Origin of the sequence: Bacteroides cellulosilyticus (assembly GCF_020091405.1) — a bacterium.
GTDB lineage: Bacteria > Bacteroidota > Bacteroidia > Bacteroidales > Bacteroidaceae > Bacteroides.
On sequence record NZ_CP081903.1, the window covers coordinates 2,444,451 to 2,461,240 of the forward strand.

The window sequence follows — 16,790 nt, forward strand, 5'->3', positions numbered from 1 at the left end:
CAAATTTTTCAAAAACAAATAAGTATTTAAACAATTAAAATCATACAAAAATGGCAGATTTGAAAGCTTTTGCAGAACAATTAGTTAACTTGACAGTAAAAGAAGTTAATGAACTTGCAACTATCCTTAAAGAAGAATATGGTATTGAACCTGCTGCTGCAGCTGTAGCTGTTGCTGCTGGTCCTGCAGCTGGTGGTGCTGCTGCCGCTGAAGAAAAAAATTCTTTTGATGTAGTATTAAAGAGCGCTGGATCAGCTAAACTTCAGGTTGTTAAAGCCGTGAAGGAAGCTTGTGGTCTTGGTTTGAAAGAAGCTAAGGACTTGGTAGACGGTGCTCCTAGCGTAGTAAAAGAAGGTTTGGCTAAAGACGAAGCAGAATCATTGAAGAAAACATTGGAAGAAGCTGGAGCTGAAGTTGAACTTAAATAACATTAGCCTGTAAATCAGGTAATTCGGTTAAGAACCCTTCTGAAGAGGGTTCTTAACCTTTTTGTGTATATATTTAAAATTAAGTTCTACAAATCCATTAACAGATGTCTTCAAATACTGTAAACCAAAGAATTAATTTTGCTTCGACTAAAAATCCACTTGAATATCCGGATTTTTTGGAAGTACAATTGAAGTCATTCAAAGACTTTTTACAACTGGATACCCCACCCGAAAAGCGTAAGAACGAGGGACTGTATAAAGTATTTGCTGAAAACTTCCCCATTGCCGATACAAGAAACAATTTTGTTCTTGAGTTTTTGGACTACTATATTGATCCGCCGCGTTATACTATTGATGATTGTATAGAGCGAGGGCTTACTTATAGTGTGCCTTTGAAAGCAAAATTGAAATTATACTGTACAGATCCCGATCATGAGGATTTTGATACAGTTATTCAGGACGTATTCCTTGGTCCTATTCCTTATATGACGGATAAGGCGACTTTCGTCATCAACGGTGCGGAACGTGTTGTTGTATCCCAGCTTCACCGTTCTCCAGGCGTATTCTTCGGTCAGAGCGTACATGCTAATGGTACCAAACTTTATTCTGCCCGTATCATCCCGTTCAAAGGTTCTTGGATTGAGTTTGCTACTGATATTAACAATGTCATGTATGCGTACATCGACCGTAAAAAGAAGTTGCCCGTTACTACTTTGTTGAGAGCTATCGGTTTTGAGAATGATAAGGATATTCTTGAAATTTTCAATCTGGCCGAAGATATTAAAGTCAATAAGACTAATCTTAAGAGAGTGCTGGGACGTAAATTGGCGGCTCGTGTTTTGAAAACATGGATTGAGGATTTTGTAGACGAAGATACCGGTGAAGTAGTTTCTATTGAACGTAACGAAGTTGTGATCGATCGTGAAACTGTGATCGAACCGGAACATGTTGATATTATCTTAGAGTCGGGGGTTCAGAACATTCTTGTACACAAGGAAGAGCCGAATCAGTCTGACTATTCTATTATATATAACACGCTCCAGAAAGACCCGAGTAACTCGGAGAAGGAAGCTGTATTGTATATCTATCGCCAGTTGCGTAATGCAGACCCCGCCGATGATGCCAGTGCACGTGAGGTTATCAATAACCTGTTCTTCTCTGAAAAGAGATATGACTTGGGTAATGTAGGTCGCTACAGAATTAACAAGAAGTTGAATCTGACGACTGATATGGATGTGCGTGTTCTTACGAAGGAAGATATTATTGAAATCATTAAGTACTTGATCGAGTTGATTAACTCGAAGGCTGATGTGGATGATATTGACCACTTGAGTAACCGTCGTGTACGTACTGTAGGAGAGCAATTGTCTAATCAGTTTGCTGTTGGTTTGGCTCGTATGTCACGTACGATTCGTGAACGTATGAACGTACGCGATAATGAAGTGTTTACTCCGATTGATTTGATCAACGCCAAGACTATTTCTTCCGTAATCAATTCATTCTTCGGAACGAATGCTTTGTCTCAGTTTATGGACCAGACGAATCCGCTGGCTGAAATTACGCACAAACGTCGTATGTCTGCCCTCGGTCCTGGTGGTTTGTCTCGTGAGCGTGCCGGATTTGAGGTACGTGACGTTCACTACACTCACTATGGTCGTCTTTGTCCAATTGAAACGCCGGAAGGTCCGAACATTGGTTTGATTTCTTCTTTATGCGTGTTCGCTAAGATCAATGTACTTGGTTTCATTGAAACTCCATATCGTAAGGTTGAAAACGGTAAGGTTGACCTTTCTGATGAAGGTTTGGCATATTTGACTGCGGAAGAAGAAGAAGCTAAGATTATTGCTCAGGGTAATGCACCGTTGAATGATGATGGTACTTTCATCCGCGATAAAGTAAAAGCTCGTCAGGATGCTGACTATCCGGTGGTAACTCCGGATGAAGTAGAGTTGATGGACGTTTCTCCCCAGCAGATTGCTTCAATCGCTGCATCTCTGATTCCCTTCTTGGAACATGACGATGCTAACCGTGCGTTGATGGGGTCAAACATGATGCGCCAGGCAGTTCCTTTGTTGAAGAGTGAAGCTCCTATTGTAGGTACAGGTATCGAACGTCAGTTGGTTCGCGACTCTCGTACGCAGATTACCGCTGAGGGTGATGGTGTAATCGAATTTGTGGACGCTACTGTTATCCGTATTTTGTATGATCGTACGGAGGACGAAGAATTTGTAAGCTTCGAACCGGCATTGAAGGAATACCGTATTCCGAAGTGGCGTCGTACGAATCAAAATATGACGATTGACCTTCGTCCTATTTGTGAAATTGGTCAGCGTGTAACGAAAGGCCAGATTTTGACAGAAGGATATTCTACGGAAAAAGGTGAGTTGGCTTTGGGTAAAAACTTGTTGGTTGCTTACATGCCGTGGAAGGGTTACAACTATGAGGATGCTATCGTATTGAACGAACGTGTGGTTCGTGAAGATATATTGACTTCAATTCATGTAGAAGAATATTCACTGGAAGTTCGTGAAACGAAACGCGGTATGGAAGAATTAACTTCCGACATTCCGAATGTGAGTGAAGAAGCTACTAAAGATTTGGACGAAAATGGTATTGTACGTGTGGGCGCTCGCATTCAGCCGGGTGATATATTGATTGGTAAGATTACACCGAAAGGTGAGTCTGATCCGTCACCGGAGGAAAAATTGCTTCGTGCAATTTTCGGCGATAAGGCAGGTGATGTGAAAGATGCTTCTTTGAAAGCTTCTCCTTCTTTGAAAGGTGTTGTTATCGATAAGCGTTTGTTCTCACGTGTAATCAAGAGTCGTAGTTCCAAATTGGCTGATAAGGCTTTGTTGCCGAAGATTGATGATGAGTTTGATGCGAAGGTTGCTGATTTAAGAGGTGTCTTAATTAGGAAACTGCTGAAGTTGACTGAAAATCATGTATCAGAGGGTGTAAAAGATTATATGGGTGCTGATATTATTTCAAAAGGTGCCAAATTCTCTCCTTCTGATTTTGGTGATCTGGACTTTACTTCAATACAATTGAGCAACTGGACGAATGATGACCGCATCAATGGTATGATTCGTGATTTGGTGATGAATTTCATCAAGAAATATAAAGAACTGGATGCCGAATTGAAACGTAAAAAGTTTGCTATTACCATTGGTGATGAACTTCCGGCTGGTATCATTCAGATGGCGAAAGTTTATATTGCTAAGAAACGTAAGATCGGTGTAGGTGATAAGATGGCAGGTCGTCATGGTAATAAGGGTATTGTTTCACGCGTTGTTCGTCAGGAAGATATGCCATTCCTAGCTGATGGTACTCCGGTAGATATTGTATTGAATCCGTTGGGTGTGCCTTCTCGTATGAACATCGGTCAGATATTCGAAGCTGTATTAGGCCGTGCCGGTAAGAATCTGGGTGTTAAATTTGCGACTCCTATTTTTGACGGTGCTACATTGGATGACTTGAATGAGTGGACTGACAAGGCTGGTTTGCCACGTTATGGCAAGACTAAGTTGTATGATGGGGGTACGGGTGAACCGTTTGACCAACATGCTACGGTTGGTGTTACCTATATGTTGAAGTTGGGGCACATGGTTGAAGATAAGATGCACGCACGTTCTATAGGTCCGTACTCTCTGATTACTCAACAACCGTTGGGTGGTAAGGCACAATTCGGTGGTCAGCGTTTTGGAGAAATGGAGGTTTGGGCGCTTGAAGCATTTGGTGCTGCGCACATCCTGCAGGAAATTTTGACTATCAAATCCGATGACGTTGTAGGTCGTTCTAAAGCTTATGAAGCGATTGTGAAGGGTGAACCGATGCCGCAACCCGGTATTCCTGAATCACTTAATGTATTGTTGCATGAGTTGAGAGGTTTGGGCCTTAGCATCAACCTGGAATAAATCTAAAATTAATAGTCGGGAGTGATAATCTATTTGCTCCCGGCTATTAATTCTCAATATTCAATTGTCAATTTTCAATTATATATAATAAAGTATGGCTTTTAGAAAAGATAACAAGATAAAGAGTAATTTCTCGAAGATCTCTATTGGTTTGGCTTCTCCGGAAGAAATCCTTGAGAATTCGAGTGGTGAAGTTTTAAAGCCTGAAACTATCAACTATCGTACGTATAAGCCTGAACGTGACGGTTTGTTCTGTGAACGTATTTTTGGTCCTATCAAGGATTATGAATGCCATTGCGGTAAATATAAACGTATCCGTTATAAAGGTATTGTCTGCGACCGTTGTGGTGTGGAAGTGACAGAGAAAAAAGTACGTCGTGAGCGTATGGGACACATCCAGCTGGTTGTGCCGGTAGCTCATATTTGGTATTTCCGTTCACTTCCTAATAAAATTGGTTATTTGCTGGGTCTGCCTACAAAGAAACTAGATTCTATTATTTACTATGAGCGTTATGTGGTAATCCAGGCTGGTGTGATGGCTGGTGAGATTGCTGAATATGATTTGCTCTCGGAAGAAGAATATCTGGATTTGATGGAGAAGTTGCCGAAAGACAATCAATTCCTAGAAGATTCAGATCCTAATAAGTTCATAGCTAGGATGGGTGCCGAAGCCATTTATGACTTGCTGGCTCGTCTAGATTTGGATGCATTGTCTTATGATTTGCGTCATCGTGCTGGTAACGACGCTTCTCAACAGCGTAAGAATGAGGCTTTAAAGCGTCTCCAGGTTGTTGAATCATTCCGTGCATCTCGTGGACGCAATAAGCCGGAATGGATGATTGTACGTATCGTACCGGTTATCCCGCCCGAACTTCGTCCGTTGGTTCCGTTGGATGGTGGTCGTTTTGCCACTTCTGACTTGAATGATCTTTATCGCCGCGTAATTATTCGTAACAATCGTCTGAAAAGACTGATTGAGATAAAGGCTCCTGAAGTCATTTTGCGTAATGAAAAGCGTATGTTACAGGAAGCGGTTGACTCATTGTTCGACAATTCACGTAAGTCCAGTGCAGTAAAAACGGATGCTAACCGTCCTTTGAAATCTCTTTCCGATAGTTTGAAAGGTAAGCAGGGGCGTTTCCGTCAGAACTTGTTGGGTAAACGTGTTGACTACTCTGCGCGTTCGGTTATCGTTGTAGGTCCGGAACTGAAAATGGGGGAATGTGGTATTCCTAAATTGATGGCAGCTGAACTGTACAAACCGTTCATTATACGTAAGTTGATTGAACGTGGTATTGTAAAGACCGTGAAGAGTGCCAAGAAGATTGTAGATCGCAAAGAAGCTGTTATCTGGGATATTCTGGAACATGTAATGAAAGGTCATCCAGTACTGTTGAACCGTGCACCGACATTGCACCGTTTGGGTATTCAGGCATTCCAGCCTAAGATGATTGAAGGAAAAGCTATTCAGTTGCACCCGTTGGCATGTACGGCTTTCAATGCTGACTTTGATGGTGACCAGATGGCTGTTCACTTGCCGTTGAGTAATGAAGCAGTTTTGGAGGCTCAGATGTTGATGCTTCAATCTCATAATATCTTGAATCCGGCAAATGGTGCTCCTATTACTGTACCTTCTCAGGATATGGTTCTTGGTTTGTACTACATTACTAAATTACGTAAGGGTGCAAAAGGCGAAGGCTTGATATTCTATGGTCCGGAAGAAGCTTTGATTGCTTACAATGAGGGTAAGGTTGATATTCATGCTCCGATCAGCGTTGTTGTGAAGGATGTAGACGAGAATGGGAATGTTGTTGATGTAATGATGCATGACACTTCAGTAGGTCGTGTAATTGTTAACGAAATTGTTCCTCCTGAAGCTGGTTATATCAACACCATTATTTCTAAAAAATCACTTCGTGATATCATTAGTGATGTAATTAAGGTGTGTGGTGTGGCTAAAGCCGCTGATTTCCTCGATGGTATCAAGAACTTAGGTTATCAAATGGCCTTTAAGGGTGGTTTGTCATTCAACTTGGGTGATATTATCATTCCGGAACAAAAAGAAGCATTGGTACAGAAAGGTTATGATGAAGTTGAGCAGGTTATCAACAACTATAATATGGGTTTCATTACCAATAATGAACGTTATAACCAGGTAATCGATATTTGGACACATGTTAATTCTGAGTTGTCTAATATATTGATGAAAACTATTTCGAGTGATGATCAGGGATTCAATGCTGTGTATATGATGTTGGATTCTGGTGCCCGTGGTTCTAAAGAACAGATTCGTCAGTTGTCTGGTATGCGTGGTTTGATGGCAAAACCGCAGAAGGCAGGTGCAGAAGGTGGGCAGATTATTGAAAACCCCATTCTTTCAAACTTTAAGGAGGGGCTTTCGGTGTTGGAGTACTTTATCTCTACCCACGGTGCCCGTAAAGGTTTGGCGGATACGGCATTGAAGACGGCTGATGCGGGATATTTGACTCGTCGTCTGGTAGACGTATCTCATGACGTGATTATTAATGAAGAAGACTGCGGGACACTCCGTGGATTGGTTTGTACAGACTTGAAGAATAATGATGAAATCATTGCTACGCTGTATGAACGTATTCTTGGTCGTGTATCTGTACATGATATCGTTCATCCTACAACAGGTGAATTGCTGGTTGCCGGTGGTGAAGAAATAACAGAGGAAGTTGCTAAGAAGATTCAGGACTCTCCGATTGAAAGTGTTGAAATACGTTCAGTATTGACTTGTGAATCGAAGAAGGGAGTTTGTGCGAAATGTTATGGACGTAATCTTGCAACAAGCCAGATGGTTCAAAGAGGTGAGGCTGTTGGGGTAATTGCTGCACAGTCTATCGGTGAGCCGGGTACACAGTTGACGTTGCGTACCTTCCATGCCGGTGGTACGGCTGCCAATATCGCAGCCAATGCAAGTATTATGGCTAAGAATCCGGCACGCCTGGAATTTGAAGAACTCCGTACTGTAGACGTTGTGGACGAAGCTGGTGAACCTGCAAAAGTTGTGGTAGGTCGTTTGGCAGAAGTACGTTTTGTGGATGTAAATACCGGTATTGTTCTTTCTACTCATAACGTACCTTATGGTTCTACACTTTATGCCGCTGATGGTGAAGTAGTAGAGAAAGGTAAGATGATTGCTCGCTGGGATCCGTTCAATGCTGTTATTATAACAGAAGCTACTGGTAAGATTGAGTTTGAAGGTGTTATTGAAAACATTACTTATAAAGTAGAGTCTGATGAATCTACCGGTTTGCGCGAAATTATCATTATTGAATCTAAAGATAAGACGAAAGTTCCAACGGCTCATATAATGACAGAGGATGGAGAACTTATTCGTACATATAATCTCCCTGTAGGTGGTCACGTGGTAGTTGAAAATGGACAAAAGGTGAAAGCCGGTGAGGTTATTGTGAAGATTCCTCGCGCCGTTGGTAAAGCCGGTGATATCACGGGTGGTCTTCCACGCGTAACTGAATTATTCGAAGCTCGTAATCCGTCTAATCCTGCTGTTGTTTCTGAAATCGATGGCGAGGTTACAATGGGTAAGGTGAAGCGTGGTAACCGCGAAATTGTTGTAACTTCAAAAACTGGTGAGGTTAAGAAGTATCTGGTACCGTTATCTAAACAGATTCTGGTACAAGAGAATGACTATGTGCGGGCCGGTACTCCGTTGTCTGATGGTGCTATAACTCCTGCTGATATTCTTGCTATTAAGGGGCCTACCGCTGTGCAGGAATATATCGTGAACGAAGTGCAGGATGTATACCGTTTGCAGGGTGTGAAGATTAATGATAAACACTTTGAGATCATTGTTCGTCAGATGATGCGTAAAGTTCAAATTGATGAGCCTGGCGATACACGCTTCTTGGAACAACAGGTAGTGGACAAGTTGGAGTTCATGGAAGAAAACGATCGTATCTGGGGTAAGAAAGTTGTGGTTGATGCTGGTGATTCCCAAAATCTGCAACCAGGTCAGATTGTAACCGCCCGTAAGTTGCGTGATGAAAACAGTATGTTGAAACGTCGCGACTTGAAACCTGTTGAAGTACGTGATGCTGTCCCTGCAACTTCTACTCAGATTCTTCAGGGTATTACGCGTGCAGCTCTGCAAACTTCAAGCTTTATGTCTGCTGCTTCATTCCAGGAGACTACTAAGGTATTGAACGAAGCAGCTATCAACGGTAAGGTTGATAAATTGGAAGGTATGAAGGAGAACGTTATTTGTGGTCATTTGATACCCGCAGGTACTGGTCAGCGTGAGTTTGAAAAGATTATTGTTGGTTCCAAAGAAGAGTATGACCGTATCCTTGCTAACAAGAAGACGGTATTGGATTACAATTCAATGGATGTTGAAGAATAAGATGTAATAAATACAGTCAGTTGATTATTAAATAGGAAAGAGGAGATATCTTGTATAGGATGTCTCCTCTTTTGTTTTTGGAATAAAATATTATTCTTACCTTTGAATATTCAAAAGCTTAATCGTAAAATGAAAATGGAAAACAGAGAAATGAATAATCAGTTGCAAATAGAACTGAAAGAAGATATTGCTCAAGGCACGTATGCTAATTTGACTGTGATCACACATTCCAGTTCTGAATTTATTGTGGATTTTATATGTGTAATGCCGGGAATGCCTAAGGCCAGTGTGAAGTCCCGTATTGTACTGGCTCCGGAACATGCAAAGAGATTATTGCGTGCTTTGGAAGAAAATATAGGTAAATATGAACGTACATTTGGTTCCATTAGATTGTTGGATGAGCAATCAATTCCGCCTATGACGAACCTCAAAGGGGAGGCATAAAATCAAAAAAAAACTTGTAGTGCATTGATTATTCAAATATTATTCGTATTTTTGCAGCCCAAAAGTGTATAGCTACGAAATTAATATAACAATAATATATAATTAAAAACAATTAAAATGCCTACAATTCAGCAATTAGTAAGAAAAGGACGCGAGGTGTTGGTGGAGAAAAGTAAGTCACCGGCTCTTGATTCATGTCCTCAAAGACGTGGCGTTTGCGTGAGAGTGTATACAACCACTCCGAAAAAACCGAATTCTGCAATGCGTAAAGTTGCGCGTGTACGTTTGACCAATGGTAAAGAGGTGAACTCTTACATTCCGGGAGAAGGACATAACTTGCAGGAGCACTCTATTGTATTAGTACGTGGTGGTCGTGTAAAAGACCTTCCAGGTGTACGTTATCACATTGTTCGTGGTACATTGGATACTGCGGGTGTTGCAGGTCGTACTCAAAGACGTTCTAAATACGGATCTAAACGTCCGAAACCGGGACAACAGGCTGCACCGGCTAAGAAGAAAAAATAAATAGTAGCCTTACACTGTAAACAGTTAAATTAAAAGTAATAACTTACGTTTTAGTTTATTGGAAATGCTAAAGGTTGAGTAAATTCTCCGGAGGGAGAGTTGAAGAAGTCAAGAAGTAAACAACCAAGAACGAAAAACATTATTCTTTCAAACAAATGAGAAAAGCAAAACCCAAAAAACGCGTTATCCTGCCGGATCCCGTGTTTAATGATCAAAAGGTTTCAAAATTCGTAAACCATCTGATGTATGACGGAAAGAAGAATACCTCTTATGAAATCTTCTACGCCGCTCTGGAAACAGTAAAAACAAAACTTCCTAACGAAGAAAAATCTGCCCTTGAAATTTGGAAAAAGGCATTGGATAATGTAACTCCTCAGGTTGAAGTTAAGTCTCGTCGTGTAGGTGGTGCTACATTCCAGGTTCCTACTGAAATCCGCCCGGACCGTAAAGAGTCAGTTTCTATGAAGAACTTGATCCTTTTTGCTCGCAAGCGTGGTGGTAAATCAATGGCTGATAAATTGGCCGCTGAGATTATGGATGCGTATAATGAACAAGGTGGTGCTTTCAAACGTAAAGAAGATATGCACAGAATGGCTGAAGCTAACCGTGCATTTGCTCATTTCAGATTCTAATACTATAAGAATAACCGATAGATTAAAAACTTAAAGTAAAAGGAATTAAAAAATGGCTAAGCAAGATTTACATTTGACGCGTAATATTGGTATCATGGCTCACATTGATGCCGGAAAAACAACAACCTCTGAACGTATCCTGTTTTATACGGGTTTGACTCACAAAATTGGAGAAGTACATGATGGTGCTGCTACAATGGACTGGATGGCGCAGGAACAGGAACGTGGTATTACTATTACTTCTGCAGCTACTACAACTCGTTGGAAATATGCAGGTGATACTTATAAAATCAACTTGATTGATACTCCGGGACACGTTGACTTTACTGCTGAAGTAGAGCGCTCTTTGCGTATCTTGGATGGTGCTGTTGCTGCATATTGTGCAGTGGGTGGTGTTGAACCGCAGTCTGAGACTGTATGGCGTCAGGCTGATAAGTACAATGTGCCGCGTATTGCTTATGTGAACAAGATGGACCGTTCTGGTGCTGACTTCTTTGAGGTCGTTCGCCAGATGAAGGCCGTTTTGGGCGCTAATCCTTGCCCGATTGTTATTCCTATAGGTGCTGAAGAGTCTTTCAAAGGTCTGGTTGATCTTATCAAGATGAAAGCTATCTATTGGCATGACGAAACTATGGGTGCTGACTACACTGTAGAGGAAATCCCTGCTAATCTAGTTGACGAAGCTAACGAATGGAGAGATAAGATGCTCGAAAAGGTGGCAGAGTTTGACGATGCTTTGATGGAGAAATATTTCGATGATCCTTCTACTATTACAGAAGAAGAAGTGCTGAGAGCTCTTCGTAATGCTACTGTACAGATGGCTGTAGTTCCGATGTTGTGTGGTTCTTCATTCAAGAATAAAGGTGTACAGACACTGCTTGACTATGTTTGCGCATTCTTGCCTTCTCCATTGGATACTGAAAATGTAGTTGGAACAAATCCTGATACAGGTGCTGAGGAAGATCGTAAGCCCAGCGATGATGAAAAGACTTCTGCATTGGCATTTAAGATTGCTACTGACCCGTATGTAGGTCGTTTGACATTCTTCCGTGTTTACTCTGGTAAGATTGAAGCAGGTTCTTATATCTATAATTCTCGTTCTGGTAAAAAAGAACGTGTATCTCGTCTGTTCCAGATGCACTCAAACAAGCAGAATCCGGTTGAAGTAATCGGTGCTGGTGATATTGGTGCAGGTGTTGGATTTAAGGATATTCATACTGGTGATACATTGTGTGATGAAGATGCACCGATTGTATTGGAGTCTATGGATTTCCCGGAACCGGTTATTGGTATTGCTGTAGAACCGAAGACTCAGAAGGATATGGACAAACTGTCTAACGGTTTGGCTAAATTGGCTGAAGAAGATCCGACGTTTACTGTGAAGACTGACGAACAAACTGGTCAGACTGTTATCTCTGGTATGGGTGAGCTTCACTTGGATATCATTATTGACCGTCTGAAACGTGAGTTTAAGGTAGAATGTAATCAAGGTAAGCCTCAAGTAAATTACAAAGAGGCTATCACTAAGACAGTTAACTTGCGTGAAGTTTATAAGAAACAGTCTGGTGGACGTGGTAAATTTGCGGATATCATCGTAAATATTGGTCCTGCTGACGAGGATTTCGTACAAGGCGGTCTGCAATTTGTTGATGAAGTGAAGGGTGGTAACATTCCTAAGGAATTTATTCCATCTGTACAGAAAGGTTTCACAACTGCCATGAAGAATGGTGTGTTGGCTGGTTATCCTTTGGATTCACTGAAAGTGACATTGCTTGATGGTTCTTTCCACCCGGTTGACTCTGACCAGTTGTCATTCGAAATCTGTGCTATCCAGGCATATAAGAGTGCTTGCGCTAAAGCGGGTCCTGTGCTTATGGAGCCTATTATGAAACTAGAAGTTGTGACTCCGGAAGAAAACATGGGTGATGTAATCGGTGACTTGAACAAACGCCGTGGTCAGGTAGAAGGTATGGAGTCTAGCCGTTCAGGTGCTCGTATCGTGAAGGCGATGGTTCCGTTGGCAGAAATGTTTGGTTATGTAACTGCGTTGCGTACAATCACTTCTGGCCGTGCGACTTCATCAATGGTATATTCTCATCACGCTCAGCTTTCTAGCTCTATTGCGAAGGCAGTATTGGAAGAGGTGAAGGGACGTGCTGATTTACTCTAAAATATTTAGAATCCGTAGGCTAGCGAATGACTCTTAGCCTACGGAATTTTATCTTGTTATAATATTAATAATTAATCAAACTAATGAGTCAGAAAATTAGAATTAAATTGAAATCTTACGACCACAACTTGGTTGACAAATCAGCTGAGAAGATTGTAAGAACGGTGAAGGCAACGGGTGCTATCGTTAGCGGTCCGATTCCTCTCCCTACGCATAAGCGTATTTTTACCGTGAACCGTTCGACTTTCGTTAATAAGAAGTCACGTGAACAGTTTGAACTCTCTTCTTATAAGAGATTGATCGACATCTATAGCTCAACAGCTAAGACTGTAGATGCTCTGATGAAGTTGGAGTTACCGAGTGGTGTGGAAGTAGAAATCAAAGTTTAGTATTTAAATTTTAAGTGAAATGCCAGGATTATTAGGAAAAAAAATCGGAATGACATCCGTTTTCAGTGCCGAGGGTAAGAATGTACCATGCACTGTTATCGAAGCAGGTCCTTGTGTTGTTACTCAAGTTAAGAGTGTCGAAAAAGATGGCTATGCAGCTGTTCAGTTGGGCTTCCAGGATAAGAAGGAGAAGCATACGACTAAACCGTTGATGGGGCACTTTAAGAAGGCTGGAGTAACTCCCAAGAAACACTTGGCTGAGTTCAAAGAATTTGAAACAGAGTTAAATCTGGGTGACACTGTTACCGTAGAATTGTTCAATGATGTAACGTTCGTTGATGTTATCGGAACTTCTAAGGGTAAGGGTTTTCAAGGTGTAGTTAAGAGACATGGTTTTGGTGGTGTAGGTCAGGCTACTCACGGTCAACACAATCGTGCTCGTAAGCCGGGTTCTATCGGTGCTTGTTCATACCCTGCAAAAGTATTCAAAGGAATGCGTATGGGTGGTCAACTTGGCGGCGACAGAGTGACTGTTCAAAACTTACAGGTATTAAAGGTTCTTCCGGATCACAACCTTCTTTTGATTAAGGGTTCTGTTCCCGGTTGCAAAGGTTCAATCGTAATAATTGAAAAATAATGGAAGTTAACGTATATAACATTAAAGGTGAAGACACTGGGAGAAAGATTACGTTAAACGAGTCTATCTTCGGAATTGAGCCCAACGACCATGCTATCTATTTAGACGTAAAACAATTTATGGCTAATCAGCGTCAGGGTACACACAAATCAAAAGAAAGAAGTGAGATAAGTGGTTCTACTCGTAAAATTGGTCGTCAGAAAGGCGGTGGCGGTGCACGTCGTGGTGATATGAATTCACCGGTACTTGTTGGTGGTGCTCGTGCTTTCGGTCCTAAACCTAGAGATTACTACTTCAAGTTGAATAAAAAAGTAAAGACATTAGCTCGTAAGTCAGCTTTGGCATATAAAGCTCAGAACAATGCAGTTGTTATTGTAGAAGACTTTAATTTTGAAGCTCCGAAAACGAAAGATTTCGTTGCTATGACAAAAAATCTTAAAGTTTCTGACAAAAAGCTGCTTGTGATTTTACCAGAAGCAAATAAAAACGTATATTTGTCGGCTCGTAACGTGGAAAGTGCAAATGTACAGACAGTCTCAGGATTAAATACTTACAGAGTATTGAATGCTGGGGTTGTTGTGTTTACTGAAAGCGCTCTTTCGGCTATTGACAATATCTTAATGTAAAAAGGAGGCTTAAATAATGGGAATTATTATTAAACCGTTAGTAACAGAGAAAATGACAGCAATTACTGATAAGGCGAACAACCGTTTCGGCTTTATTGTGCGTCCTGATGCTAACAAACTGGAAATTAAGAGTGAAGTTGAAGCCTTATATAACGTTACGGTAGTTGATGTGAATACGGTTAAGTATGCAGGCAAAAATAAAAGCCGTTATACAAAAGCTGGTATCATCAATGGTCGTACGAGTGCTTATAAAAAAGCAATCGTTACGTTGAAAGAAGGAGATACTATTGATTTTTATAGCAATATTTAAAAGAAATGGCAGTACGTAAATTTAAGCCCACAACACCGGGGCAAAGACATAAAATTATTGGTACCTTTGAGGAAATTACTGCGCGGGTACCAGAAAAATCTCTTGTTTATGGCAAGAAGTCTTCAGGTGGTCGTAACAGCGAAGGTAAGATGACTATGCGCTACATCGGTGGTGGTCATAAGAAGATTATCAGAATTGTAGATTTCAAGAGAAATAAGGACGGTGTGCCTGCAGTGGTTAAAACAATAGAATATGACCCGAATCGTTCGGCTCGTATTGCTTTGTTGTTTTATGCAGATGGAGAAAAAAGATATATAATTGCTCCCAATGGATTGCAAGTAGGTGCGACTTTGATGTCAGGTGAAAATGCAGCTCCGGAAATCGGTAATGCACTTCCTCTTCAGAATATTCCGGTTGGTACTGTAATTCATAACATTGAATTACGTCCGGGTCAAGGCGCAGCTTTGGTTCGTTCGGCTGGTAATTTTGCTCAGCTAACTTCAAGAGAAGGTAAATATTGTGTTATCAAGTTGCCTTCAGGTGAAGTTAGACAAATACTTAGCACTTGTAAAGCTACTATCGGTAGTGTTGGTAATTCAGATCATGGATTGGAAAGTTCAGGTAAAGCTGGACGTTCTCGTTGGATGGGTCGTCGCCCACGGAACCGTGGTGTTGTGATGAACCCGGTTGATCACCCAATGGGTGGTGGTGAAGGACGTGCTTCAGGAGGACACCCAAGATCTCGTAAGGGATTGTATGCTAAGGGACTTAAGACTAGAGCTCCGAAGAAACAATCGTCTAAGTATATTATTGAGAGAAGAAAGAAGTAATCTGATTAATTGAGTAAACTATGAGTCGTTCATTAAAAAAAGGTCCGTATATTAACGTTAAGCTTGAGAAGAAAGTTCTTGCTATGAATGAATCAGGCAAGAAAATTGTTGTTAAGACTTGGGCCAGAGCTTCAATGATTTCGCCTGATTTCGTAGGCCATACAGTTGCAGTTCATAACGGAAATAAATTTATTCCTGTATACGTTACCGAAAATATGGTAGGGCACAAGTTGGGCGAATTTGCTCCAACTCGTACTTTCAGAGGACACGCTGGTAACAAGAAAAAATAACAGGATTTATCTGAAATAATAAAGTATAAATATAATGGGAGCAAGAAAAAAAATATCGGCTGAAAAAAGAAAAGAAGCCCTTAAGACCATGTATTTTGCAAAGTTGCAGAATGTTCCTACTTCCCCTCGCAAAATGCGTCTCGTGGCTGACATGATTCGCGGGATGGAAGTGAATAGAGCACTTGGCGTTTTGAAGTTTTCTTCAAAAGAAGCAGCTGCCAGAGTTGAGAAATTACTGCGCTCTGCAATTGCTAACTGGGAGCAGAAAAACGAACGTAAAGCTGAAAGTGGCGAATTATTTGTAACGAAGATTTTTGTTGATGGTGGTGCTACACTCAAAAGAATGAGACCGGCTCCGCAGGGTAGAGGTTACAGAATTCGTAAGCGTTCAAATCACGTAACGTTGTTCGTTGGTTCTAAAAGTAATAACGAAGATCAAAATTAAGGTAAATGGGACAAAAAGTTAATCCAATAAGCAACCGTTTAGGAATTATCAGAGGATGGGATTCCAATTGGTATGGTGGAAATAATTACGGCGATTCTTTGCTGGAAGATAGCAAGATTCGTAAATATTTGAACGCTAGACTTGCAAAAGCCAGTGTTTCAAGAATCGTAATTGAACGTACACTGAAACTCGTGACTATTACCGTTTGTACTGCACGTCCGGGTATTATTATCGGTAAAGGTGGCCAGGAAGTTGATAAGTTGAAAGAAGAGTTGAAAAAGGTTACCGATAAGGATATTCAGATCAATATCTTCGAAGTGAAAAGACCTGAGTTGGATGCTGTTATAGTTGCAAACAACATCGCTCGCCAGGTAGAGGGAAAGATTGCCTATCGCCGTGCCATTAAAATGGCTATCGCTAATACAATGCGTATGGGTGCTGAAGGTATCAAAATTCAGATTTCAGGACGTTTGAATGGTGCTGAAATGGCCCGTTCTGAAATGTATAAGGAAGGAAGAACTCCGTTGCACACTTTCAGAGCAGATATCGACTATTGTCATGCAGAAGCATTGACGAAGGTTGGTCTTCTCGGTATTAAAGTTTGGATCTGTAGAGGTGAAGTTTTTGGTAAGAGAGAATTAGCTCCGAACTTTACGCAAAGCAAAGAAAGCGGTCGTGGAAGCAATAGCGGAAACAATGGCGGAAAGAACTTCAAAAGAAAGAAAAATAATCGCTAAACGAATTTGAATTTTTAGGAATT

15 protein-coding genes are annotated in these 16,790 nt (G+C 41.1%); all 15 read left to right on the plus strand.

Annotated elements, in window-relative coordinates:
* The first annotated feature begins 50 nt into the window (after nt 1–50).
* The 15 genes from rplL to rpsC all read left to right on the plus strand — a co-directional run bounded on the left by rplL (nt 51) and on the right by rpsC (nt 16,767).
* The gene (gene rplL / locus K6V21_RS08470) at nt 51–428 is read left to right on the plus strand and encodes a 50S ribosomal protein L7/L12 (protein WP_224321502.1); all 378 of its coding nucleotides are present in this window, start codon (nt 51–53) and stop codon (nt 426–428) included.
* 104 nt (nt 429–532) lie between these two features.
* Complete coding sequence (rpoB, locus tag K6V21_RS08475) at nt 533–4,345, plus strand: DNA-directed RNA polymerase subunit beta (protein WP_007212060.1); 3,813 nt, start codon at nt 533–535, stop codon at nt 4,343–4,345.
* Nucleotides 4,346–4,439: 94 nt separating this feature from the next.
* Entirely contained in the window at nt 4,440–8,732 is a 4,293-nt protein-coding gene (gene rpoC, locus K6V21_RS08480; RefSeq protein ID WP_007219564.1) for a DNA-directed RNA polymerase subunit beta', read from the plus strand.
* Nucleotides 8,733–8,867: 135 nt separating this feature from the next.
* Nucleotides 8,868–9,176 carry a DUF3467 domain-containing protein gene (locus K6V21_RS08485; RefSeq protein ID WP_217713530.1) on the plus strand — a complete coding sequence of 103 codons (309 nt, stop codon included), beginning with the start codon at nt 8,868–8,870 and terminating at the stop codon, nt 9,174–9,176.
* Nucleotides 9,177–9,293: 117 nt separating this feature from the next.
* A complete protein-coding gene (gene rpsL, locus K6V21_RS08490; RefSeq protein ID WP_007212064.1) occupies nt 9,294–9,701 on the plus strand; it encodes a 30S ribosomal protein S12 in 408 nt (135 codons plus the stop codon).
* A gap of 155 nt (nt 9,702–9,856) precedes the next feature.
* Nucleotides 9,857–10,333, plus strand: coding sequence for a 30S ribosomal protein S7 (gene rpsG / locus K6V21_RS08495; RefSeq protein ID WP_007219566.1), 477 nt, complete (start codon nt 9,857–9,859; stop codon nt 10,331–10,333).
* Between the two features lie 52 nt (nt 10,334–10,385).
* Nucleotides 10,386–12,503, plus strand: a complete 2,118-nt coding sequence (gene fusA / locus K6V21_RS08500) for an elongation factor G (protein ID WP_224321503.1) — start codon at nt 10,386–10,388, stop codon at nt 12,501–12,503.
* Between the two features lie 83 nt (nt 12,504–12,586).
* On the plus strand, nt 12,587–12,892 hold the full coding sequence (rpsJ, locus tag K6V21_RS08505) for a 30S ribosomal protein S10 (RefSeq protein ID WP_002558075.1): 306 nt from the start codon (nt 12,587–12,589) through the stop codon (nt 12,890–12,892).
* Nucleotides 12,893–12,911: 19 nt separating this feature from the next.
* Nucleotides 12,912–13,529, plus strand: coding sequence for a 50S ribosomal protein L3 (gene rplC, locus K6V21_RS08510; protein WP_007212067.1), 618 nt, complete (start codon nt 12,912–12,914; stop codon nt 13,527–13,529).
* Nucleotides 13,529–14,155, plus strand: coding sequence for a 50S ribosomal protein L4 (gene rplD / locus K6V21_RS08515; RefSeq protein WP_026367239.1), 627 nt, complete (start codon nt 13,529–13,531; stop codon nt 14,153–14,155). The genes rplC and rplD overlap by 1 nt, the downstream gene beginning before the upstream one ends.
* Nucleotides 14,156–14,171: 16 nt before the next feature.
* Nucleotides 14,172–14,465 carry a 50S ribosomal protein L23 gene (rplW, locus tag K6V21_RS08520; RefSeq protein WP_007212069.1) on the plus strand — a complete coding sequence of 98 codons (294 nt, stop codon included), beginning with the start codon at nt 14,172–14,174 and terminating at the stop codon, nt 14,463–14,465.
* Between the two features lie 5 nt (nt 14,466–14,470).
* Nucleotides 14,471–15,295 carry a 50S ribosomal protein L2 gene (gene rplB / locus K6V21_RS08525; RefSeq protein WP_007212070.1) on the plus strand — a complete coding sequence of 275 codons (825 nt, stop codon included), beginning with the start codon at nt 14,471–14,473 and terminating at the stop codon, nt 15,293–15,295.
* A gap of 20 nt (nt 15,296–15,315) precedes the next feature.
* Nucleotides 15,316–15,585: a 30S ribosomal protein S19 gene (rpsS, locus tag K6V21_RS08530; protein ID WP_007212071.1), complete on the plus strand. Its 270-nt coding sequence runs from the start codon at nt 15,316–15,318 to the stop codon at nt 15,583–15,585.
* Between the two features lie 34 nt (nt 15,586–15,619).
* A complete protein-coding gene (gene rplV, locus K6V21_RS08535; protein ID WP_004291236.1) occupies nt 15,620–16,030 on the plus strand; it encodes a 50S ribosomal protein L22 in 411 nt (136 codons plus the stop codon).
* 5 nt (nt 16,031–16,035) lie between these two features.
* Complete coding sequence (gene rpsC, locus K6V21_RS08540) at nt 16,036–16,767, plus strand: 30S ribosomal protein S3 (protein WP_007212072.1); 732 nt, start codon at nt 16,036–16,038, stop codon at nt 16,765–16,767.
* The last annotated feature ends 23 nt before the right edge of the window (nt 16,768–16,790 follow it).